Here is a 23,261-nt window from a genome sequence, read left to right on the forward strand (position 1 = left end):
GGTATGTGGTGGTCGGCCGGTGGTGGTCAGTGCCGGCTGCAGCGGGTCACGCTGCGGCCGGCCCCGATCCGTGGCGGTGGTGCGTCAGCCGGCCGGCGCGAAGGTGCTGTGCCCGGAACCGACGGTGTAGACGGCCACGCCATCGTGGACGCCCTCCAGACGCGGGGCGTCAGCACCATCGGGGCCGGCGCCGAGCGCATGCGGTGCTGCATCGCCCTTGACGGGGACGACGACCTCGGCGGTGGTGTTGACGGGAATGTCGACTGTCACGGTGGTGCCCGCACCGCCGGTACTCCAGTGGACGGCGACGGTGCCGGCCTGGGTCCACACCGTGCCGGCTGCGCGGGTCAGGCGGGTGCCACGCGGCGGGGCGACGCGCAGGGTACGGGCGGCCGGCGAGGTGGCGGTGACGCCCAGCATGTCCTGCTGCAGGTCGACCAGCGCGGTCGAGCCCCAGCCGTGGGAGAGACTGTCGCCCGTCTCCGGAGCCTCCCAGGACTCCCAGGTGAAGGTGCCGCCCCGCGCAATGATGTTCGCCCAGCCCAGCGACGTGGTGTCGGTGAGACGCGCGAGCACCTGGTCGTCGCGACCGGCCCTGTGCAGGGCGGTGAGTAGCCAGTTGGCCGTCATCGGACTCATCTGGAGCTTCATCGACGCGATGTGGTCGGCGACTGCCTGCTCGGTGTCTGCGGGCGCGATACCGAAGGCGAGGGCGTAGGCGCCCGCGATCTGCGAGGCATGGGCGCTTTGGGTCCCGTCGGACTCCAGGCCGTCGGTGTAGATCCCGTCGGCGCGACGCAGGCGGGCGTTGATCGCGGCGCTCAGCTTGTCGGCGTCGGCGCGCAGCGCGTGTGTTTCGGCCTGAGGGCGCCCGATGGCCTCAGCCTGGTCGGCGGTGGAGCGCAGCGCGTCAACGGCCAGGATGTTGACGGTGGTGCGTGCGGTCGTGGCGGTGTCGTAGCCGTAGCGGTTGGGCCAGTCGATGATGCCGTTCGCGTAGGAGCCGGAGCCACCTGGGAGCTTCGTGACCAGCCCGGTGTCGGGGTCGATGGAGCGGCGCACGTAGTCGGCGACGTTGAGGGACACCTGGTAGGTGTCGTTGACCAGGGAGCGGTCGCCGGAGTTGAGGTAGTAGGCCCACACCCATCCCGGATACATCTCGGTGTAGTCGGGGATGTCGCGCTGCCCGTCACCGTTGGGGTAGACCGCGTTGAGGCGGCCGTCGGGCCACCATCTCTTCTGCGACTCCGCGAACTCCTTGATCGCCTTCGCGGTCTGGTTCCGGTCGCCCGAGCCGGCCATCAGCGCGCGGGAGATGTCCACGGAGTCGCCGAGGAACTGGCCCTTCTCCCGTGTGGGTGTGTCCAGGAACTGCTCCTGGGAGTCGTACAGCGCCGAGCGCTGCAGCAGCTCTTCCACCTGGTTCAGCATGGGGTCGGAACTGGTGAAGGTCGCCGCGCGGGCTGGGTCCTCGGCCACGTGCTGGACGACCGCGGCGATCGAGTAGGCGTCCGACGACTCGCCGGCGCCGGAAATCTGCAGGTAGCGGAAGCCCTCGTAGGTGTAGGCCTGGAAGGTCTGGGCGCCGTCGTGCTCGGTGTAGGAGTACGACAGGTTGGTGCTCTGGTTGTCGTGCGAGGAGTCGGACACGCTTCCGTCGGCCTTCAGCAGGTACCCGGCCTGCAGGGCGACGGTGTGTCCGGAGGAGCCCTGGGTGAACGAGACCTTCGGCATGGCGGGGATGATCCGCCCGAAGTCGGCGACGACCGAGCCGTCGGCGAGTGTGGTGACCTTCACCGGGTGCACGGTCTGGTAACGCATACGGGTGTGCTGGGCCTGCAGGTGCGTGAAGACCCCGCTGGGGTGGACGCCGACTACCTGCGGCTCCTGCCAGGAGGAGTCATCGAACCCGGGCCGGCTCCAGCCTTGCTGCGCCTGGACCAAGCGGCCGTCGACGGACTCGATGTAGTCGCGGCCGTCGCTGTTGCGGTAGCCCGCGTCCAGCCACGGGCCGCGGGTGACCTTCCAACTGCCGTCGGACAGCACGGTCTCCTGCGAGCCGTCGGCGTGGTCGATCACCAGGCGTGCCAGCATGCCCGGCTGGCCGGAGGGGCGACCCTGACCGGGGCCGTACCAGTGGGAGAGCACGCCGATCGCGTTCGCGCCGCCGGCCTTGACCTCCTTGGTGACGTCGGTGGTCTGGTAGTAACCCTCGTCCGTGTAGGCGTAGGCCGGGCCGCGATCCACCAGCTTGCCGTTGATGTACGCCTGGTACTGGTGGTAGGCCGACAGGTACAGCCGGGCGCGCACCACCGGGCTGGCGCCGGTGGTGAACTCCTTGCGGGCCAGGGTGTAGTCGTCCTTTTCGCCGGTGGTGCGGCGGATCCAGCTCGCCTGCCAGTCGGCGTCGGTGATGCCGGTGTCGAACGACGCCGGCGCTGCCCACTGCGAGGCGGCCCCCTCACGGTCCCAGGTGCGCACGGTCCAGGTGTAGCTGGTGCCGTCGGCCAGCGCGGGGCCGCGGTAAGGGACGTATGCCTCGTCAGCTGACGTGATCCTGCCGCTGTCCCAGACCTGCTGCGCGGCATCGGGTCCGGTGGCGGCGCGCGTCACCACGATCTCGTAGGCCGACTGCGACTCGCCGCCATCGACGTCCTGGGGCTGCCAGCCGAACCGCGGCGCACCCTCGACCTCCAGCGGCCGGGACTGGTCACCGACCGTCAGGTGCTGCGGGGTGTGGGGCGCGTGGTTGGGTGGCGCGGCCACGGCCACGCCGGACGCGGCGGCGGACAGGGCGGTCACGATTGCGGTGGCGAGCAGGACGCTCCTGCGCCGTGGGCGGGCAACGGTGTTCCTGTGGGCTGATGACACGGTGTGGGCGCTCCTCGGTGGCAGCTGGCGGTTCGGGGCGGTGCGGGGGGGGGGGGAACCGGCGTGGACGGTCCCGGCGGCCGGACGGGGCGCAGTCGGGGTCGCCGCCGGCCCTGCGTGGGAGTACTCGCGTCGCCGGGTGAGGGCCGCAGGCCCATTGAAACGACTCAGGCGAGGGGAACTTAACCCCGTGTCCGGCGCCGCGCAAGAGATGGTGCACCGATCGCTCGTCCTGAATCGGAGCCGCAGCGTTTCAGGGTTCGGATGACGGGTGGAGATGCCTCCATGAGCTGGGAAGATCCCATCTTGATGGCACCACAGCCGCACTGCGGGGTCCGTCTGACGCAAGACAGCCCCACGTCGATGCCGACCGGCTGCGCGAGAAGGGGAAGACTCGATTGAAGGCGTTGAAACGTTCAATGCCTGCCCTCCACCCCGAATACGGGAGGCGGGCGCGCGCCGGACCCGCGCGCGAGCCAGCGGGTTCTCGTCCGCGCCATCGGCCCGTGCTGCGCTCACCGTTGTTCCCCATGCGCACCCGGCCTCGGTCTACCGCCGGTGGCCTGAGGGTTTGGCCGCTACGGTCGACCGTAGCGGCCGAACCAGAACCTCACTACGCCGGTGCGGGAGCGGTGACCTGGTACACCTCCGTGTTCATGTCGATTCCGTCGTAGAAGTTGACGGCCAAGTAGTGCCGGTCGCGATACCAACTCTGGTTGTCGTCCAGGGTGATGGGGTCGCTCAGGAAACTGCCGTCCGGTTCCAGGTGCAGGGCGACCGGGGTGGTGTCGCGGTCCACGAACAGCTGAATGGTGCCGGTCTGGGCGAACGTAGGGTGCTTCGACAGGTCGACCCTCCCCGCGACGGCGAAGGTGGCGTTCGATAGCGGTGTGATCAGGTCCGGCCGGTCGATGCTGACGGCTGTCAGTGGCGTACGGGCGCCGGAGCCGGACGCCGCCGTCGTCTTGCCCAGCAGGTTCAGCGGTGTGGTGTCGTACCGGGTGGTCGCCCCCGTCCCAGGGTCGATGTAGGTGACGTTCTGGACGACGAAATTCTTCATGTTCTTGTTCTTCGCGAAGCCCGCCTGCAGCGTGCTGTTGGTGTGGAAGACCGAATCGCGGTAGTAGACGTTTTCCACTGGCGAGCGCGACGCGGCACTGCTGAGGCTGAAGGTCGTCTTCCCGGGAGTCATCGAGAGCGCGGTGTCCACGCGGTCGATGTAGATGTTGCGGATGGTCGGGTCGAAGGCGTCGGCGTTCGGGAACGGGACGGTCTCCGGGTAGTTGCCGTCGAGCTGTACCAGCCCGGAAGTTGCCTGCTGCAGAACGCAACGGCGCATGTAGATGTTCTCGACCGCACCGCCGCGGGTCGAGTTGGTCTTGATCTTCAGGGCCATCGCGAGTCCGGGTCCCTCGAAGACATTGTCGTGGATGAACACGTTGCGGATGGAGCCGGACATCTCGCTGCCCATGGAGATCGCGGCCGAATTGCCGCCGTCGTTGTTGTACACGGAGTCGCGGATGATGACGTCCTCGCTGGGGGCACGATGCTCACGGCCGTTGACGTTGCGGCCGGACTTGATGGCCGCGCCGTCGTCGCTGACCGTGACGTGGTTGTCCTCCATGACCACGTTCCGGCTCGACTCGGGATCGACCCCGTCGTCGTTGTTCCAGCCCTTCACCTCGAAGTCCTTGGTCTTGTCGCTGTAGACGTCCAGACCGCGGATGAGGACATTCGTCGAGCTCAGCGGGTGGACGATCCAGAACGGGGTGTTGCGTATGCTGACGCCCTCGATGAGCACATCGGAGGAGTCGTTGGTCTCGATGAACTGGGGCCGGAAGGTCGACTTCATCGCCTTCGCACCCGCCGGCGGTGGCACCTGCCGGACCTTGCCCCCGTCCACGACCGGGATGGTGGCGGGCAGCTGCCCGTCGTCGGTGAAGATGCGCTGCTCGATGGGGATGTCCTCGAAGTTCATCTGGTTCAGGACACCGTTCTCCCCGTAGGAGGCGTCAGGGTCCTTGTTCTCCACCGAGGGCTCGCCCCAGTAACCCTTCTTCCAGGGCCGCCAGTTCCACATGTCCTCCTGGCCGTCCAGCGTCCCGCCACCGGTCACCGCGATGTCGTGCTGGTGCAGGGAGTAGATCAGCGGCGAGAAGTTGTACATGTCGGTGCCTTCGTAGCTGGTACGCACGACCGGGTAGTACTCGTTGGTCTTGTTGCGCATGAACTTCACGACAGCGCCGTTGTCGATGTGCAGGTTGACGCCACTGAGCAGGTTGATGGCGCCGGAGTAGTAGGCACCGTCGTCGTTGCGTGAGGCGCCCGCCGGGACGTCGACGATGCCGCCGCCCGCCTTGTGGCAGTCCTTGATGGCGGCGTTGATGGCATCGCCGTAGAACCACACCTGCCGAGACCGGAAGACCAGAGGTGAGGACGTGGCAGCCGGATCGCCGGCCTCGTTCCCCACGGCGTACGTCTCCGTGGCCTGGCGGACCAGGGACTGGTATCGAGGCGCGGCCACATCGCAAGGGCGGTCGGGGAAGACCGGAGTGTGGGCGTTCACCGTGCTGTCGGTGCGGTCGTACACCGGCTGGTTCCAGTACACACCGTCCCGCTTGTGTGCCCCGGGATCGTGGATCGCGAAGGCGTACCTGCGCGTCGAGTGTCCGTCCTCGGCCGTGACGGTGAGATGGTCGCCTGCCGTGACGGGGCCGGTGTCTCTGACGGTGCCGGATGCATCGACGATGCTGCGGCTCTGACGGGAGTGGTCGGATGCGATGAGCTGTGCGAGCACTTGGGGCACGGTGGTACCCGCTTGGATGGTCACAGTGGAGGTGCCGACGGTGAAGAGGGCAGGGGCGGAGTCCTGCCTGCCCACCACGACGGTGCCGGTGGACTTCACCGCCTGGTCCGCGGCGTGGGCGGGGAAGGCTGTCGCGGCGGTCAGTGAGAGGCAGGCGAGAGCGCTTGCCGCAACCGCTGGCCAAAGCCGCTGGCTCGTGTGCTGTCTGCGACGGTGCATGCAGAAGGCTCCAAGAATGTGTGATGACGTGGGTCGGTCTTCCGTGAACTCTGCAGCGGCGAGCCTCGCGGCCCTGTCCGCGCTCCGCTCAGTGGGGCACGCCGTTGATGACGACGTTGTCGAGTTCGAGGTCGAGTACGTTGACCGCGATGTTGGGCTTGGTCAGCGGGCTCGCCACGGTGATGTCACTGAGCCGGACCGTGCCGACCGGGTCCTCGGGATAGCCCTGGATGTCCCAGCCCTGGGCGGCCTGGGCGACAGTCCAGTGGCGGAGGTTGATGTCGGTGACGGTCGGCAGGTACGGTCCGCTGTCGCCCTCGCCGTAGTTGAAGTCGATCAACAGCAGCGGGCCGCCGATGGTCTTGCCGTCCACCCGGTAGATGTGGGTGTTCTCCAAGAAGCCGCCGCGCACGGAATTGGTCTTCAGGCGGTGGCCCGACTGCAGGGCGGGAGAGTTCATTGCGAGGTCGCGACCGTAGACGTTGCGGATGCCGCCGGTCATCTCGCTGCCGAGGGTGACGCCGCCGTGCCCGTTGGCGAAGGTGGAGTTCTGCACGACGATGTTCTGGCAGGGCACATTCACCCGCCGCCCGTCGGTGTTGCGGCCGGCCTTGATGGCAATGCAGTCGTCGCCGCAGTTGAACGACATGTCGTCGATGAGGACGCTGTCACAGGACTCCGGGTCGCAGCCGTCGGTGTTGGGGCCGTCGGAGTCGACGGTGACCCCGCGCACGGTGACGTCCTGACACAGCGTCGGGTGCAGGTGCCAGAACGGGGAGTTCTTGAAGGTGACGCCCTCGATGAGCACCCGTTCGCAGCGGTACGGCTCGACGAAGCAGGGTCGGAGGTGGTACTTCGACCCGTCCCGCTGCTCCACCGGCACACCGGCGTTGGCCTCGGCCTCCAGTGCGGCGAAGTCGCTGCCGCCGGGGCTGCCCCAACCCCACCATGTGGCCTTCGAGGCCTGGCCGTCGAGGGTGCCGGAGCCGGTGACGGCGATGTCGTGCTGGCCGTGGGCGTAGATCAGCGGCGAGTAGTTCATCAGCTCGATGCCCTGCCAGCGGCTGTACACCGTGGGCAGGTAGTCGGCCGGGTTCGTCGAGAACCGCAGGGTGGCGCCGGCGGCGACGTGCAGTTCGACGTGGGAGAGCAGGTGGATGGGGCCGGTGGCCCAGGTACCGGCGGGCACGACGACCCGGCCGCCGCCGGCGGCGTGGGCGGCCTGCACGGCGGCCCGCAGCACGGCGGTGTTGTCGGTGGTGCCGTCGGCGACCGCGCCGAAGCGGGTGATGGGGAAGTCCCGCTGGGGGATGCGGGGCCGGCGGATGCTCGCGACGATCTTGTTCGCGGCGACGTCGGCGGCCTGGTCGGAGGTCAGGGCGGCGGCGCTGCCGGCGAAGACGGCCGGCGCCGCGACGGCGCCGCCCAGCGCGATCGCGGCGAGCAGCACCTGCCGGCGGGTGGAGGGGGACTCGGGCATGACGGTCACGACCTTTCGGGTCCGTTGTGCGGTCGGGTTCAGTCCGAGGACCGGGCGACAAGTTGGGTGGGGTTGACGAAACGCAGGGCGATGAGCAGCAGGACGGCCATCGAGGCGGTGTAGAGCACTGCCATGGCGTCGATTGACTGGGTGGAGCGGATGCCCGCCGAGTTGACCGCGGAGAACAGGACGACGATCAGCGTCTGGCTGGTCGGCCCGGAGGTGAGGAAGGTCAGCTCGAACATGCCGAACGTGCGCACCAGCACGAGGATCCCGGCGGCCAGCATGCCCGGCAACAGCAGCGGTGACACGATGCGGGTCAGGACCGTCCAGGTGGAGGCCCCGCACATGCGCGCCGCGTGCTCGATCTTCGGGTCGATCTGCTCGATGAAGGGCGTCATCGTGAAGACCACGAACGGGATCGACGGCACCAGGTTGGCCAGTACCACGCCTGTAACCGAGCCGGCCAGGTGGAACTTGTACAGCACGGTGGCCAGCGGGATGCCGTAGGCGATCGGCGGCACGAGGATCGGCAGCACGAACAGCGTGGTGAACAGCTTCTTGCCGGGGAAGTTCCGACGCGCCAGCGCGTACGAGGCCGGCACGGCGAGCACCAGGGACAGGATCACGACCGCGAACGACACCTCGATCGTGGTGGTGAGCACCTGACCGAGGCTGAATTCCTTCCAGGCGGCGCCGTACCAGGCGGTGGTCCAGCCGCTGGGCAGCCAGCCGGCGAACCATCGCCTGCCGAAGGAGTTCAGCAGCACGGTGCCGATCACGCCGAGCAGGTTGACGAAGAAGAACGCCAGCGCCGCCCAGGTGAGCCAGGTCCCCGGACGTAGTGCGACGCTGCGGCGCGGCGGGGTGTCGACGACGGCGCTCATCCCTTGCCTCCGGTGGCTCCGCTGTACATCCGGGAGCGCAGGCCGGTGACCACGGCGATGACGACGAGCATGAGAACCGTCATGATCATCGCGTCGGCGCAACCCTGCGCGTAGTCGAAGCGCTGAAGTGCCGACTCATAGGCCTCGATGGAGATGACGTGGGTCTTTCCGTCCGGATCCCCGACCATCATCGCGGAGGGGAAGACGGCGAAGGACATCACGAAGGTGAGGCAGAAGGTCGTCATCAGTCCCGGCAGCAGCAGCGGGAAGGTGATGTACCAAAATCGCTTCCACCAGTCCGCGCCGAGCGTGGACGCGGCCTTCTCCAGGCTCGGGTGGATCCCGGAGAGGTAGGAGTGGGTCAGCAGGTAGGCGAACGGGAAGCCGCTGATGATTAGCGACAGCAGCACGCCGGTGTAGTTCATGGTCAGGTGCATCGGCGAGGACGTCAGGCCCAGCGCGTGCAGGGTGCGGTTGAACCAGCCTGCGGGGCCGTAGAACTCGAGGATCCCCTCGGCCGTCAGGACGGTGCCGAGGGTGATCGGCACGACCAGCAGTGCTAGAAGGAGCCGCTTGCCGCGGAACTCCCGCCGCATCCGGTAGGAGATGGGCACCGAGACGCCGACGTTGATCACGGTCGCCGGGATGGCCAGCGAGAACGTCGCCCAGATCGACTTGCGGGCGAAGGGCTCGGTGAAGAACTGGTGGTAGGCGCCGAGAGCGCCGCCCTTGGCCGGCTGGAAGGACAGCTGCAGGCCGTACAGGAACGGGTAGCAGAACAGGGCGACGATCGCGAGCGCGCCCGGCAGGATGAGCAGCAGCATGCGGTCCACGCCGCGCTCGGCGAGCCGGTGACGCAGGGCGGGGCGGGCCGTGCCCGCCGCGGCGGTAGGGGCCGTCGCGGCACTCATGAGGCCCCCTCCTCGCCCGCCACGGCGAAGAACAACGCTCGCTCGGCGTCCACGGCGACCGCGACCCCGTCGCCCGGCTGCACCGGGCGGCGGGACTTCAGGTGCAGCCGGACGCCCTCGTCGGTGACGGCCTCCACGTGCAGGACCCGCCCGTGGTACTCCACGATCTCGGCGACGGCGGCGGCGATGGGCTGCTCGCCCTCCTCGGCCAGGCGTAGGTCCTCCGGGCGGATCGCCACGGCGACGCGCTGCCCGGCCACCAACTGATCCGCCCCGACCGCGGTGCCGCGCAGCCGCACGCCCCCGCCCTCGGCGACCGCGCCCTGCGCGTCGGCCGATTGGACGGTGAGCGGCAGCAGGTTTCGGTAGCCCATGAACGCGGCGACGTGGGTGTCGGTCGGGTGCTCGTACAGCTCCGCAGGCGTGCCGACCTGGCTGACCCGGCCGGCGTGGAGCACGACGAGCCGGTCGGCCAGGGACAACGCCTCCTCCTGGTCGTGCGTGACGTAGATGGTGGTGAGGCCGAACTCCTGGTGGATGCGGCGGATCTCGCTGCGCATCTCCAGCCGCAGCGCGGCGTCCAGGTTGGACAGCGGCTCGTCCATCAGCACCAGCGGCGGCCCCATCACGATGGCGCGGGCGATCGCGACACGCTGCTGCTGGCCACCGGAGAGCTGGGCGGGGTGCTTTCCGGCGTGCTCGGACAGCCGGACCAGGCTCAACACGTCCTCCACGCGCCGCCGGGTCTCCTCCTTGCCCATGCCGCGCATCTTCAGGCCGAAGGCGACGTTGGCGCGCACAGTCAGGTGCGGGAAGAGCGCATAGTTCTGGAACACCATCCCGAAGCCGCGCTTCTCCGGCGGCAGGGTGTCCACCCGCCTGCCGTCCTGGACGATCTCGCCCGAGGTCAGCGGGAGCAGCCCGGCCAGGCAGTTGAGCGCAGTCGTCTTGCCGCACCCGGAGGGGCCGAGCAGGGCGACGAACTCGCTGCCTCGAATGGTCAGGTCCAGGGGATGCAGGGCGGTGTGGGTGCCGTAGTCGCGGCTGACACCGCGCAGTTGCAGCTCGCCGAGCTGGGAGTCGCGTCGGGTGCCGGCCGCGCCGGCGGCACGGGCGCTGTTGGCAGTCGTCATCTCCGTCCCCGTGCTCACTTGGTCGAGCCGATCCTTTTGTCCCACAGGTCGAACGCGGTGACCTGGGCAGTGGCGGGAAGCGAGTTCTTGATGGGGTTGCCAGAGATCCAGCCACCGAAGGCCGGCTCGCCGTACTTGCGGATCGCCTCCTGCGAGGAGGCCGAGGCCTGGTCGATCGTGACGCCCTGCACGGCCGGGCCGGGGTAGAAGTAGCCCTGGTCGTAGGTGACGGCCTGCTGCTCGGGCGTGAGGATGAACGCCAGCAGCTTCATCGCCGCGATCAGCTCGCCGTCCGAGACGCCGTTGGGGATGACGCCGTACTGGGCGTCGCTGACCCAGGTGAGGTGGTCGAACTTGGCCACTTTCATGGACGCCGGGACCGTTCCCTCGGCCCGCGGATTGATGTACCAGCCGGTGGTGGTGGTGATCATGTGCGCCGTGCCCTGGGCCAGGTTGGTCATGATCGCCGAGGTCTTGGTCGGGTAGCTGGAGACGTACTTGTTCAGCTCGGTCAGATAGGCCCAGGTCTTGGCCCAGCCCTTGGTCGGATCGGTCGGGTCGGAGTCGCCGAGCAGGTAGGGCAGACCCATGAGGAAGGTGCGGCCCGGGCCGGAGTTGCGCGGTTGGGCGTACTGGAACTTCCCGGGGTTGGCCTTGGCCCAGTCAAGCAGCGCGTCCGTGGTGGTGGGGACGGTGGTGACCCTGTCCGGGTCGTATTCCAGCAGCGGTCCGGAGGGGTACCAGACGATCTCGATGCCCTGGTCCTGGGCGAGGCCCGCCATGGACGCGGCGGGTGTCTGGTAGTTGGACATCAGGCCCGGGAAGAAGGTCGGGTAGTAGGGCTTGAGGTTGTACCAGAGGCCCTTCTGGATGCCTGCCGACAGGCCGTCGGTGCCCGTCAGCACCAACTGGATCTGCACGTTGCCGCCCTGCTGCTGGGCCTGCACCTTGGGTGCCAGCTCCGGTGCGGTACCCGTGCTCGTGGTGATTTTCGAGACGATGTCGGGGTGCTTGGCCTTGAAGGCGTCGAGGATCGGCTGAGTGAGCTTCAAGTTGCCCGCGACGTCCAGGACGTTCAGGGCGACCGGCTTGGACGGCTTCGTGGCCAGAGCGGTCGGGGCGGCTGCCTTACCGCTGCTGCCGCTGTCGGGGGCGCCGCAAGCGGCGAGCACGGGAGCGGCAGCCGCCCCCGCGGCCAGGGTGCCGAGCACGCGGCGGCGGGACAGACTTCTCGCGGAGGTCACGGGCATCTGGGCGTTCTGGGACATGGCGGTAGAGCCCTTCGGTCGGTGGCTAGGTGGTGACGTGCAATCTGGTACCGGTGCGGACGGTGGCAGTGGCGCGCGCACGGCAGTGGTGGACTGCCCGGCCGGGGGGGTGCCTCTCTGTCTTTCGTCAAGCGAGGCGTGGGGTTCGGTGTTCGTAGAAGGTGCCGTCGCGGAGCATCGCGAACAACACCCTGATGCCTTGTCGGGCGAGGCGGAGGAGTGCCGTGTGTGGCTCTTTCCGCGGGCCCGGCAGCGGTCGTGGTAGGTGCGGGAAACTGCATCGTGCAGGGCGGCGAACGCGGACAGGAACATCGCGCGTTTGAGCTGCCGGCTGCCGCCGCGGGGCGCGTGTTCGCCGTGGATCGAGGTCCCGACGGCTTGGTCGTGGGGGCGAGGCCGGCATAGGAGGCGAGGTGGGCGGCGGTGGCGAAGCTGGTGCCGTCGCCGACGGTGACCAGCAGAACTGCGGCGGTCCTGACCGCGATCCCCGGCATCGAGATCAGGACCTGGGAAAGAGGGTGCTCCTCCAGCAGGGTGTTGATCTGGGCTTCCAGAGCTCGGCGTTGTTCGTGAACGGCTGCGAGCAAGCCGGACAGCGACGGGACGACTATGTCGAGGGTGCCCGTGCCCGGCACGATGACGGTCTGTTCGTCGAGCGCGTGGAAGACCTCGTCGATCAGTCGCTGAGCCATGCGCGGGGCTGTGGGCCGGATCACTTCAACGAGCCTGCGTCGGCCCGCCTTTCGCGGGGCGGCAGGAGACCCGTCGCGTTCCAGGAGCCAGGTCACCGCAGGGTGATCGAGCCGGGGGCCCAGGACGCGTTCGAGGCTGGGGTGGAACTGGGTGAGCAGGACGCGTACGCGGTTGCTGGTGCGGGGATCCAGCCCTCCGCGGAGCCGATGCACCGTGATCGAGCCGGCGCCGGCTTCACGCGCGTGCCTTGCGGCCTCGACCGCGCTCTGAAGGTTGACGCCGGCACCGGCCACGACCTCGGCTCGGCCGTCCACGGCCACCGACTTCGCGGCCTGCCGAGTCCCGGTCTCGTCGAGAGTGGAGAGCTCACTGGTGTCGCCATTGCGGGTGACCACCTCCACGCCGTTGTCGACGAGGCGGCGGATCAGCGCCACCTGGTTGTCCCCGTCCACCGTGCGGTCCTCCAGGAACGGTGTCACCGACATCACAACGACGCTCGGCAGACCTTCGCGCAGCGCCACCAGCGGATCGGTGGAGACCTGTGTCTCCAGGCTCATGGGTGCCCTACTCCGATTCGCGCTCGGGGAAGTTGCGTGCCATGAAGGTGCCAATATGACTGTGCATCAGGCCGCAGACCAGCTCCGCCTCGCCGTTCTCCGTGGCGGTGAGGATGGCGCGGTGCTCACGGGCCTCCTGCTTCCAGGACCGCTGCCGCGAACGGGCGACGCTCGACACCAGCGCGGTCCGGTCACGCAGCTCGTCCAGCCTCTTGACCAGCAGCGGATTGCCACAGCCTCCGGACAGCGCCTGGTGAAAGTCGCGGTCGGCTGGCGCGCGCTCGGCGGCGGCCGCGGCCTGGTCGGAGCGGTTCAGCGCCCGCAGGGCCTCGTCCCACCGGCGTTCGCGGGCGACCGCCCAGGCCGCGGCGACCGGCTCCAGCATCATGCGCATGTCATTCACGCAGCGCGCCAGCCTGCGGTTCACCTCCCACACGGCGGCGCCCTTGCAGGGGCTCGTGGCAACCAGGCCGGATCCGACCAGCGCCTTAAGCGCCTCGCATACCGGCGTCCTGGAGACACCGAGCTGTTCCGCGAGGTCGGCCTCCACGAGTGCCTGCCCGGGCCGCAGCGCACCGGTCAGGATGGCGTGCTTGATGGACTCCGACACCGCCTCCGTGCGGGACGGAAAGCCGCCCGGCCGGGCACGCAGACATGGGACGAGGTTCTCGGACACGCTGTTTGCTCCTAGTTGAGCGGGCGGCGCATGAGATCTCATATCTGAAACGTTCCAAACGCTAGGTCTCCTCGCACCGGCGGTCAATGGAGCGCGCGAGAGTTTCCGAAAGCGGCCATTCCGCCTGCGGGCACGTCAACGCCACAGTCGCTCATGACCGTTGGAACAATGAGGGACGGCGCGCCCCTCGCCACATCACCGCGCTCCGGCCGGGCGAGGAGATCCGACCGCAGGTGGCGGACCGTGACAGTAAGGGCTTTCAGTGGCGGGCCGAAAAGCATGGAAGACGATCGCGCCCATCGCGCCGTGCGGCTTACCCCCGCGGGGCGGGTCTTCCTCACCGAGGCCCGCCGGCACCTGCGCCGGTCGGAGCTCGCTGCGCTCGCCGCCCGCCGGGTGTCCGAAGGTGAGGCCGGGAGCCTGGCCGTCGGGTTTACCGCGGCGGCCGCCCACTCGGTCCTCGACCGTCTGCTCAAGGTCGTCTCGCACGTCGTGCCCGCGGTGGAGGTCGTGCTGCGCGAGCTGGTCACCCGCGACCAGCTCCAGGCCCTGGCCGAGTCGAGCCTCGACCTGGGCATCGTGCGGCCTCCGGTCTCGTCGCCGGCACTGTCGTCGCGGACCGTGGCTGGCGAGCCGTTCGTCGCCGCGTTGCCGGCGGCCCATCAGCTGGCGGCCCGGCAGGGCTCGGTGCACATACGCGAGTTCGACTAGGCACCGGCCTCGAGGGCGGTCACAGTCTGCTGCCGGTGCAAGGAGGGTGGCGTGCCGATGAGGACGAGGTCGGGGGCGCTGCTCGGCGAGCATGACGTCGAACTCCAGGTAACCGGCGACGCCTTGGCCGGCTTCGGCGCAGAAAGCGCCGAGGCGTTCCTGGTCCACGTCGACGGCGGCGAGGAGTTCGACGTCGGCCGCGTGGGCTCTCAGGGCGGGCAGATGACTGCCGGTGACGACGCCGCCGGCGCCGACGACTGCGGCGCGGAGGCGGGGGCTGGGGCTCTGAGGCCATGGGGTGCGCACTCCTTCGGCTTCCACAGATTACAGAAAGAGCTTTCTAACTTCGCCCTAGGTGCGGCCGAATACCGGGACAAGCCTCGGATGCACGGGAGTTGATCTCCGCGGGACACAGCGCGGGCAACCTTCGCCCGAAGTGCTGCGGATGGGCAAGCGCAGGCGCCCGGTCCGGGTCGCTGAACGCGAAGGTCAGGCTCAGGACTTGGAACGCTTCAATCACGCCTCCACAGAGGTGCTCAGCCTGGCACATTTCGCGGTCCAAGCACCGTTCGGGAGGTGCATTGACTAGTAACCAGGCACTTGCTTCAATCGCTTGAAACGTATCAGCGCCGTTCGGAGACCGATCCCCGGAAGCGGCGCGACGAGTTGCCCATGAAGGCCCGCGACAGGTCCAGGAGTGCCATGCACTGGTTCGAGCCCCGTACGCCCCGCACCGGGACGGTGCCCGCCTTCACCATCGAGCCGTGAGGGCACAGCCGACCCCCGTCGTCCTCGTCGGCGGTCGCGGCTACGGCCGTACGCACCTGGCCAACCTGCGACGACTCACCGACACAGGACGGGTGCGGGTCGTCGGGGTCTGCGACCAAGCACCGCTCACGGCCGACGAGTTGGAGGGACTCGGGCCGTTCGACTCGATCGTGCAGTCCCCAGACCTCGCGCCGCTCCTCACGCGCACACAGCCGTCGGTCGCCGTCATCAGCACCCCCCTGCACACCCACGTACCGCTCGCTCTCAGCGCCGTACGGGCCGGCGCGCACGTCCTGGTCGAGAAGCCGCCCGCACCCTCGCTCGCTGGCTTCCGCCAACTCGCGGCAGGGCTCGCCGAGTCGGGCCGGGTGTGCCAGGTCGGGTTCCAGTCTTTCGGCTCCGAGGCCGTGCACGCCGTGCGGCGGCTGGTCGCCGATGGCGCCATCGGGCGCCCCGTGGGGGTCGGCGGCGCCGGGGCATGGGTGCGCGAGGCCCGCTACTACGCCCGCTCCCCCTGGGCCGGACACCGGCGCTTCAAGACCGATGACGGAGCCCACGCCGCGGTGGACGTGGTCGACGGCGTGCTCACCAATCCTCTCGCCCACGCCCTGGCCACGGCGTTGCGCGTGGCCGGCAGTGACCGCGAACAGGACGTTGCAGCAGTGGAGATGGAGCTCTACCGGGCCCACGACATCGAGGCCGACGACACGTCCTGCGTGCGCGTGACCACCGCGCTCGGCACGAAGGTGACGCTCGCGGCGACCCTGTGCGCCGAGGCCAACGCCGCCCCGTACATCTTCGTGCACGGCGAGGCCGGGCGGATCACCCTGCACTACACCGAGGACCGGGTCCTCTTGGAACGCCCGGGCCACGAGGCCGAACGGCTCACGTATCCGCGCACCGACCTCCTGGACAACCTCCTCGAACATCTCAGGGACGGGACGGACCTGTTGAGCCCGCTCGCCCGCAGCGGCGCGTTCACCCGCGTCGTGGAGTCCGTCCGGACCGCAGCCGAGCCGGTGCAGCTCGCGCCGGGCGTCTGGCACCCGGTCGGCGAAGGCCCCCATGAGCGTCGGGTGATCCCCGGAGTCGACGCCCTCACCGACGAGAGCGCGAGGCGCCTCGCCCTCTTTAGCGAGCTCGGGACGCCCTGGGCGAAGGCGACGGTGAGCGAGGCGGTCCGGCCTCACTGATCCGGCCTCACTGCCGCAACCCCCGGCGCTGCGGCGGGGTTTGCCTGCCGCGGTTCCCGCAGAGGTGGAGTGCCGACCGTCGCCGGCCGGCCGGCCGGACGGCGGGGACACCTGGCATTCGCGAGCCCCCGCCTCCTGCACCACTCAGTGACCCGCACCAACGAACAGACCCGCCACGTCCACCGGCAGGCCCGTTGCCAGTGACTCGTTGCCCGCGATGCCCACCGCCAGGGCCCGCGCCCCGTCATGAGCCGTCGCGCCCTTGCCCGCGGCAGGGACCACGCCCTCGTCCGAACCGTCGCCGAGCGGGCCGAAGAGCTCCTTGAGCATGCGCAGATCGCCGCCTCCGTGCGAGCCCGCCGCGACTTCGAACGTCACCTCGCGCGGCTCCTGCCACAGCGGGCGCAGCAGGATGCGAGTGCGGCCCGGATTGTCCATCACAACGCCTCCGTGCGCGGCCTTCCCGGCGTCGCCGGAGGTCCGCGGGCGCTGCCACGTGTTCTCCTCGACCTCCAGCTCCAGGCGTCCCGCCGTGCCGTTGAACATCACGCGGTAGCCCTCCCACGGCGAGTACGCGGTGAGGTGGTACGTCATCGTGGCGCCCGAGTCGTAGCGGACGAGCACCGCCAGGTCGTCCTCGATGTCGATGCCGTCGCCGAATACGTTACGGTCGCGCAGATACGCCGCGCCCGGCTCCGATTCGGCGTCCAGGTAGAGGGACTTGAGGTTCGGGTCGGCGGCGAGATGAAGGGCATAGGGGTCGTCGGCGGCCGGCTGCGCGCCGTGAGCGCGCTCGTAGTCGCGGCGCAGCCCGGTGGCCTCGCCGTTGTCCCGGCCGTAGAAGACCAGACCGCCCTCGGCGTGCACGCGTGAAGGGGCCGCGTTCAGCCACCAGTTGACGAGGTCGAAGTGGTGGCCGGACTTGTGCACGAGCAGACCGCCGCTGTGTCGCTTCTCGCGATGCCAGCGGCGGAAGTAGTCGGCGCCGTGCCGCACGTCGAGCAGCCACTCGAAGTGCACCGAACGCACTTCGCCGATCGCGCCCTCGGCGAGCAGCTGCCACACCTTCTCGTGGGCTGGGTTGTAGCGGTAGTTGAAGCCGACGGACAGTTCGCCGCCGGTCCGCTCGACCGCCTCGAGGATGGCGCGGCACTTCTGCGCGTCGGTCGTCAAGGGCTTCTCCGTGACGACCCGGCAGCCTGCCTCGAGGGCGAGGCTGATGTAATGGTGGTGGGTCGCGTCGACCGTGGTGACGACGACCTCGTCAACGCGTTCGCGGCGCAGCAGGTCCGCGAAGTCGTCGACGCCGCAGGCCGCCGCCTCCCCGTTGCCGAGCCCGGCGAGCAGGCGTTGGTGATGGGCGATCCGGGCGGCGCTGGGGTCGGCGAGCGCCACTATGTCGTAGTGGGCGCGGGCGCCGAGTGCCTTGGTGTACATCTGGGCGCGGTGGCCGGTGCCGACGATCGCGGTACGCCGGGTGGCGGGGGTGACCATGGTCAGGGTTCCTTCCGTAGGACGGGTCCGGTGGAACGGCGGACGATCAACTCGCTGGTCAGGACGGACTGGTGGGGTGTGCTGTCGGGATCGTCCAGGCGGCGCAGCATCAGGTCGACGGCCCGTTCGCCGAGCGTGGCGAGGGGGATGCGGACCGAGGTGAGCGCGGGCGTGGCCGCGGTGGCGAGCAGGGTGTCGTCTGCGCCGACCAGACTGACGTCGTCGGGGACGCGCACGCCGCGCTCCGCGAGCCGGGCCAGCACGCCGAGGGCCATCAGGTCGTTGTGCGCGACGACCGCGGTGGCCCCCGCCGCGAGGGCCAGGTCGGCGACCTGTGCGCCCGTGTGGAACTTGGGCTCATGCGGTCCGAACTCTGTTACTTTCAGCTCTAGTTGCTCGGCGGCTTGGCGGACGGCGTGGCCGCGCCGTTCGCTCGACCAGGAGTTGCGGGCGCCCAGGATCAGCGCCAGGTGGCGGTGGCCGAGGGCGTGCAGATGGGCCACCGCCTGGCGCAGACCGTCCTCGCTCGGCGCGACGACGGACGGCACGCCGGGCACGCTCCGGTTCACGGCGACGCTGGGCACCTGCCGTACGACCTCGGCGAGGCGGTCCTCATCCATCCTCGGGGAGACCAGGAGCAGCCCGTCCACCTGGCGGGCCAGGGTGAGCGCCAACTCGTACTCGTCGTCGGGGTGTTCATCGGTGTCGGCCAGGAACACCGCGTAGTCCTTGCGGCGGGCCCGAGCCTGCACCGCCTTGGCGATCACGGCGAAGAAGGGGTTCGCTATGTCGGGCACGATCAAGCCCAGCGTCCCGGTGCGACCGAGTGCGAGCGAGCGGGCGATCCGGCTGGGCCGGTAGCCGAGCCGCTCCGCCGCGACGAGAACGCGGGCCCTGGTCTCCGGGCGTACTTGGTACGGGGAGGCGAAGCAGCGGCTCACCGTGGAGGGGGAGACGCCGGCCTGGGCCGCCACATCCTCGGCGCCCACGGCCCCGCCGCCTCTGCGCCGGTCGTCCTCAGCCATGGTGCCCCCGTCCCTGCGAGCGGGCCGGACGCCGGTCCACTGCCACCGCAGCCAGGGCGAGGACCCCCGCCACCAGCGGAGCGAGCAGCATCAACTGCCATACGCACACCGCCGATACGAGCACCGCCCCGCCCAGCATGGCCGTCCCGGCCGGATCCCGGCCCGGCCGGGACCAGCGCCCCGCGAGCGACCAGTGGGCGGCAAGCCGCACCTGCACCACGATCACCGCCCCGGCCGCCCCGGCGACCACCAGCGCGAGGGGCCCAAACCCGGGCAGATCTCCGGCGGACGCCGCAAGGCGCAGGTCGGCGGCGAGGAAGGCGAGGGCCAGCAGGCCCAGCGCCCCCATCGCCGTACCGCCGCGCAGCGCCGACCGCCAGGTCGCCAGGAAGCGCCGAGCCGTACCGGAGGAGGGCCCGTCCGGCACACAGCGGCGTACCTCCGCGCAGCCCGCCGCCATCGCTGCCGGCCAGGTCACCACGAGCAGCGAACCGGCCGCCACGAGCAGCCCGATCCACAGTACCTCCGCGAAGAGCGTGAAGCGCTCGCTGTACGGGGTGTCGCGCCGACGGGCCTGCGCAGAAAGGGAGTTCATGACCTTCAGCCCTTCATTCCGGATGTCGCCGCGCCCTCGATCAGCAGCCGCTGGAACGCCACGAAGAAGACGATCACCGGGAGCAGGGAGAGCACCGACATGCCGAGCATCGCCCCGTAGTCCTGGCTGCTGGTCGAGTCGACGAAGAGGCGCAGCGCCATCGGCAGCGGGTACTTCTCCGGCGACTGAAGGTAGATGAGCGGTGCGAAGAAGTCGTTCCACGACCAGATGAAGGTGAAGATCGCCGTGGTGATCAGCGCGGGCCGAAGGAGCGGCAGCACAATGTGGCCGAAGATGCGGAAGTGGCCGCAGCCGTCGATCAGGGCCGCCTCGTCGAGGCTGCGCGGCAGATTGCGTACGAACTGCACCATCAGGAAGACGAAGAACGCGTCCGTGGCCAGGAACTTGCCGAGCAGCAGCGGGACGTACGTGTCGATCAGGCCGGCCTTCTGGAACATCGTGTACTGCGGGATCAGCAGCAGATGCGTGGGCAGCAGGATCGTGCCGATCATCACGACGAACATGGTGCCGCGCCCCCGGAACCGCAGCCGCGCGAACGCGTACGCGGCAATCGAGCAGGACAGGACGTTACCGAGCACCGAACCCAGGGCCAGGAACAGGGAGTTGGTGAAAAACCGCCAGGCCGGGACCTCCGCGATACCGTCCAGGGCCGTGCTGAACCCGTCCCAGGTGATCTTCGAGGGCAGCAGGTCGAAGCTGGAGATGATCTCGTCGGCGGGCTTCACTGCCGCGGTGAACACCCACACCACCGGATAGAGGAGGACGAGGAGCAGGGCGAGCGCACCCACGTGCCAGGCGACGGAGCGGGTACGTGCGCGGGGTGCCCCGGTGGGGATGTGCGTCGTCGTCATGGTCACTTCTCCTCGCCCGCGTAGTGGACCCAGCGGCCCGAGGTCTTGAACAGCACCGCGGTGATCACGCCGACGACCAGGAGCAGCACCCAGGTCAGGGCGGCCGCGTAGCCCATCCGGAAGTCGTTGAAGCCGAGTTCGTACAAGTACATCGAGTAGACGTGGGTGGAACCGGCCGGGCCCCCCGTGCCGTTGGAGAGCACAAACGCCGAGTTGAACATCTGGAAGGCGTGCACCATCTCCAGGACCAGGTTGAAGAAGATCACCGGGGAGAGCATGGGGACGGTGACGGAGACGAAGCGGCGCCAGGGGCCCGCCCCGTCGATCTCCGCCGCCTCGTACAGGTCCCGCGGGATCTGCTGCAGGGCGGCCAGGAAGATGACCATCGGGGCGCCGAACTGCCATACCGACAGCGCCACGAGCGACATCAACGACCAGTCCGGATTGGAGATCCAGCCGCCGGTGTGCACCCCGACCCCTCCGAGGAAGCGGTCGACGACGCTGCCCGTGGAGAACAGCAACCGCCACACGATGGCCGCGCCGACGCTCGCGCCGATCAGCGACGGCATGTAGAAGGCGGCGCGGTAGAAGTTGCGGCCCTTGCGGCGGGTGTGGAGCAGGAGGGCCACCCCGAGCGCCGCGATGAGTTTGAGGGGCGTGGCGACGACTACGTAGAGGAGCGTCACGCCGACGGTGTCCCGGACTTCGGGGTCGTCGAAGAGGATGCGCTTGTAGTTGGCGAGGCCGATCCAGCGCGGAGCGTCGAACAGGTTGTAGTCGGTGAACGACATATAGAGCGAGAACAGCATCGGCGCGAGCGTCAGCACGGCCGCGCCGAGCATCCAGGGGGTCAGGAAGACGTACGCGGCACGGTCGTTGGTGCGCCGACGGCGTTGCTTCGCAGGGATGCTCGACGGTGTGCGGGTGCGGGGTATCGCGGCGTCGGTCGCCGTCGTAGAGGCCATGAGGGCTCCGTACGTTGAGGGGGAGGCGGTCGGTCCGGTACCGGTCCCTGCAGTCAGGTGAGGACGACCTTCGCCTGGTCGAAGAAGAGGTCCACCGCGTGGTCCACTGAGATGCGGTCGTAGAAGAGCTTCTCGGCGACGCGCTGCAGATAGACGTAGAGCGAGGCGCCGCCGTCGGCCGGTGGCGGCGGGGTCGGCGAGAGCGTCGGCGCGATCTTCTTCTCGTACGCCTGGACCTGTCGCACCGCCGGGTCGGTGATCTCGGCGGCGCCCTCCTGGCTGATGGTGGGCGGCATACCGATGTTGGTGCCGAGGATCTTCGCCACCCGCCTGTCATTGATCATGAAGTTGATGAACTGCGCGGCCTCACTGACGTACGGGCTCTTCGCGGCGGCGCTGAGCAGCATGCCGGGCTTGGCGTAGATGCCGGAGCGGCCGGTGTCGGTGGGGACCGTGGCCAGGGTCAGCTTGCTGCCGCGCATCGTGCTGCGGCCGCCGACCTGGTTGTCCCACTCCAGGTTGGAGGCGACGCGGCGGGTGCTGATGGGGTAGCCGGGCAGCGACTCCGGCACCACGTCCGGGCCCGCGAGCGCGCCGTCCTTGCGCCAGTTGTTGGCCTGGGCGAGGTAGCGGCTCATGTCGTCGCGGCCGAAGCCGAGTTCGCCCTTTTCGGTCCACATCTGCATGCCGTGCTGGCGCATGTACGTCTCGACGCCCATGTAGTTCTGGGCGGGGTTGTCCATGCCGAACTGCTTGCGCCCGGTGTGTCGGGTCACCTGGAGGGTCTGCTCCATGAACGTGTCCCAGTTCATCGACGCACTCGGCGCCCGCGCCCCGGCGGCGGCCCACACCTTGGCGTCGTACTGCACCGAGACACTGTTGTGCGACAGGGGCAGTCCGACGCGGCGGTCCTCCACCATGCCCGCGGTGCGCAGCGACGACACCAGCGTGGTGGCGTCGATCTCCTTGCCGGGACCGGTGTGCTCGCTGAGATTCGCGAGGACTCCGTGTTCGCCGAGCGTGCGGATCCATGCGTAGTCGATGTGCATGACGTCCGGCGGGCTGCCGCCAGCCGCGGCGGTGCTCAGCTTCGGCCAGAACGAGTCGAAGGCGGCGAAGCTCGACTTGACCTTGATCTTCGGATGCGCGCGTTCGAAGACGGCGATGCATTTGTTGATCAGCTCGGCCCGTACGTTGTCGCCCCAGAAGAAGTAGCGCAGGGTGACGGTGCCGCCGCCCCCGGCGGACCGGGAGGGCCCGCCGCAGGCTGTGAGCGCGGTACCTAGGCCGGTGGCCAGCAGGGCGGACAGGGTGGTGCGGCGGGAGGGGGCGTCATTGCCCATAGGGGGCCTCCACGAGCGGTTCGGCGACGGTGGTTTCGACGGCGTGATGAGGTCGGACCTTTGCATGCGCTCGTAGGGGCGTCAATGCTTCTCACAAGGCAGAAAGCGCTTCAACTCCCATTGCCGCACACCCTCTTGACAAGTCTCTGCGAGCGCTTGCAAGATCCTACAGAAAGCGCTTGCCCCGAGGGGTTCCGGATCGATGGATAAGGCCCCGGCCTGGACATCCGTGTAGAGATCATCTGCGAGACGGTGTGGGGCTCGGAAAGTCATCGCTGCAGATCAAGCGGCGTATCGGTACTCGTTGATGACTCCGCCGAGGACGCGTGTGCGCAGGAGCCGCCTGGGCTCGAGCTGGTGCGGGACTGCTGGCTGTTCCTGGTGTGCCGTTCGGAAACTCATCGCTGCTGCTCGGAGAGGGTCTGGCGCGCCACTGTGAGCTCCTGGAACCCTGTCCGGATGCTCGTCTCACTGGTGTATCACGTGGCGCGGAAGCTGCTGTCGGTCCCGGCGGTGCTGCTACGCCGACGCGCGGCAAAGGATGCTGAGTTGCTGGTGCTGCGGCATGAGAACGCGGTGCTGCGCAGGCAGCTCAAGGGACCGGTGCGGTAGGCGCCGGCGGACGAGCTGTGGTTCGCGGCGTTGTCTGCGCTGATCCCACGGCGTCGGTGGGCGCGCGTTTTTCCGTTGGCGCCTACGACTGTGCCGGCGTGGCACCGCAGACTTATCGCGCGCAAGTGGGACTACAGCAAGCGGCGGAGCAGGCCGGGCAGGCCGCCGACCGCGAGCGTGGT

16 protein-coding genes and 4 pseudogenes are annotated in these 23,261 nt (G+C 69.1%); 3 read left to right on the forward strand and 17 right to left on the reverse strand.

The window, feature by feature from the left end:
* Window positions 1–84: 84 nt before the first annotated feature.
* From AC07EJ_RS44480 to AC07EJ_RS44525, 10 genes and pseudogenes are all read right to left on the reverse strand, one after another.
* Window positions 85–2,871, reverse strand: coding sequence for a family 78 glycoside hydrolase catalytic domain (locus AC07EJ_RS44480; protein WP_389488546.1), 2,787 nt, complete (start codon window positions 2,869–2,871; stop codon window positions 85–87).
* 613 nt (window positions 2,872–3,484) lie between these two features.
* Window positions 3,485–5,776, reverse strand: coding sequence for a glycoside hydrolase family 28 protein (locus AC07EJ_RS44485; protein ID WP_478886375.1), 2,292 nt, complete (start codon window positions 5,774–5,776; stop codon window positions 3,485–3,487).
* A 208-nt stretch (window positions 5,777–5,984) separates the two neighbouring features.
* On the reverse strand, window positions 5,985–7,376 hold the full coding sequence (locus AC07EJ_RS44490; protein WP_478886376.1) for a glycoside hydrolase family 28 protein: 1,392 nt from the start codon (window positions 7,374–7,376) through the stop codon (window positions 5,985–5,987).
* Window positions 7,377–7,414: 38 nt separating this feature from the next.
* Window positions 7,415–8,263, reverse strand: a complete 849-nt coding sequence (locus AC07EJ_RS44495) for an ABC transporter permease (RefSeq protein ID WP_389488553.1) — start codon at window positions 8,261–8,263, stop codon at window positions 7,415–7,417.
* Entirely contained in the window at window positions 8,260–9,174 is a 915-nt protein-coding gene (locus AC07EJ_RS44500) for an ABC transporter permease (protein ID WP_478886377.1), read from the reverse strand. Before AC07EJ_RS44500 ends, AC07EJ_RS44495 begins: the two co-directional genes overlap by 4 nt.
* Window positions 9,171–10,307, reverse strand: a complete 1,137-nt coding sequence (locus AC07EJ_RS44505) for an ABC transporter ATP-binding protein (protein WP_389488555.1) — start codon at window positions 10,305–10,307, stop codon at window positions 9,171–9,173. Before AC07EJ_RS44505 ends, AC07EJ_RS44500 begins: the two co-directional genes overlap by 4 nt.
* Before the next feature lie 14 nt (window positions 10,308–10,321).
* Window positions 10,322–11,575 (reverse strand): extracellular solute-binding protein, encoded by a 1,254-nt coding sequence (locus AC07EJ_RS44510; protein ID WP_478886378.1) that lies wholly within the window; start codon window positions 11,573–11,575, stop codon window positions 10,322–10,324.
* A gap of 127 nt (window positions 11,576–11,702) precedes the next feature.
* Window positions 11,703–12,450, reverse strand: a pseudogene (locus AC07EJ_RS44515) (transposase); the annotation flags it as partial.
* 45 nt (window positions 12,451–12,495) lie between these two features.
* Window positions 12,496–12,825 (reverse strand): annotated as a pseudogene (locus tag AC07EJ_RS44520) (dihydrodipicolinate synthase family protein); the annotation flags it as partial.
* Window positions 12,826–12,832: 7 nt separating this feature from the next.
* Window positions 12,833–13,501 (reverse strand): GntR family transcriptional regulator, encoded by a 669-nt coding sequence (locus tag AC07EJ_RS44525; protein WP_389488559.1) that lies wholly within the window; start codon window positions 13,499–13,501, stop codon window positions 12,833–12,835.
* A 279-nt stretch (window positions 13,502–13,780) separates the two neighbouring features.
* On the opposite strand from AC07EJ_RS44525, the gene AC07EJ_RS44530 reads away from it, so the two are divergent.
* Window positions 13,781–14,212, forward strand: a complete 432-nt coding sequence (locus tag AC07EJ_RS44530) for a LysR substrate-binding domain-containing protein (protein ID WP_478886379.1) — start codon at window positions 13,781–13,783, stop codon at window positions 14,210–14,212.
* Here AC07EJ_RS44530 and AC07EJ_RS44535 read toward each other — a convergent pair.
* Window positions 14,212–14,518, reverse strand: a pseudogene (locus tag AC07EJ_RS44535) (Gfo/Idh/MocA family oxidoreductase); the annotation flags it as partial. The gene AC07EJ_RS44530 and the pseudogene AC07EJ_RS44535 sit on opposite strands and share 1 nt — an antisense overlap.
* 458 nt (window positions 14,519–14,976) lie before the next feature.
* Here AC07EJ_RS44535 and AC07EJ_RS44540 point away from each other — a divergent pair.
* Window positions 14,977–16,173: a Gfo/Idh/MocA family protein gene (locus AC07EJ_RS44540; protein ID WP_478886380.1), complete on the forward strand. Its 1,197-nt coding sequence runs from the start codon at window positions 14,977–14,979 to the stop codon at window positions 16,171–16,173.
* 144 nt (window positions 16,174–16,317) lie between these two features.
* Here the strand turns inward: AC07EJ_RS44540 and AC07EJ_RS44545 are convergent, their stop codons facing one another.
* From AC07EJ_RS44545 to AC07EJ_RS44570, 6 genes are read right to left on the reverse strand one after another with little or no spacing between them, the layout of a single operon-like run.
* A complete protein-coding gene (locus AC07EJ_RS44545; protein WP_389488565.1) occupies window positions 16,318–17,667 on the reverse strand; it encodes a Gfo/Idh/MocA family oxidoreductase in 1,350 nt (449 codons plus the stop codon).
* Window positions 17,668–17,669: 2 nt separating this feature from the next.
* Window positions 17,670–18,692: a LacI family DNA-binding transcriptional regulator gene (locus tag AC07EJ_RS44550; protein ID WP_389488567.1), complete on the reverse strand. Its 1,023-nt coding sequence runs from the start codon at window positions 18,690–18,692 to the stop codon at window positions 17,670–17,672.
* Window positions 18,685–19,287, reverse strand: coding sequence for a hypothetical protein (locus tag AC07EJ_RS44555; RefSeq protein WP_389488569.1), 603 nt, complete (start codon window positions 19,285–19,287; stop codon window positions 18,685–18,687). Before AC07EJ_RS44555 ends, AC07EJ_RS44550 begins: the two co-directional genes overlap by 8 nt.
* A gap of 5 nt (window positions 19,288–19,292) precedes the next feature.
* On the reverse strand, window positions 19,293–20,159 hold the full coding sequence (locus tag AC07EJ_RS44560; protein WP_389488571.1) for a carbohydrate ABC transporter permease: 867 nt from the start codon (window positions 20,157–20,159) through the stop codon (window positions 19,293–19,295).
* A 2-nt stretch (window positions 20,160–20,161) separates the two neighbouring features.
* Window positions 20,162–21,124 carry a carbohydrate ABC transporter permease gene (locus tag AC07EJ_RS44565; RefSeq protein ID WP_389488573.1) on the reverse strand — a complete coding sequence of 321 codons (963 nt, stop codon included), beginning with the start codon at window positions 21,122–21,124 and terminating at the stop codon, window positions 20,162–20,164.
* Window positions 21,125–21,177: 53 nt separating this feature from the next.
* Window positions 21,178–22,467, reverse strand: a complete 1,290-nt coding sequence (locus tag AC07EJ_RS44570; RefSeq protein ID WP_389488575.1) for an ABC transporter substrate-binding protein — start codon at window positions 22,465–22,467, stop codon at window positions 21,178–21,180.
* Between the two features lie 459 nt (window positions 22,468–22,926).
* Between AC07EJ_RS44570 and AC07EJ_RS44575 the strand changes: the two are divergent.
* Window positions 22,927–23,261, forward strand: a pseudogene (locus AC07EJ_RS44575) (integrase core domain-containing protein); the annotation flags it as partial.

Source organism: Streptomyces sp. NPDC045026 (assembly GCF_056432625.1).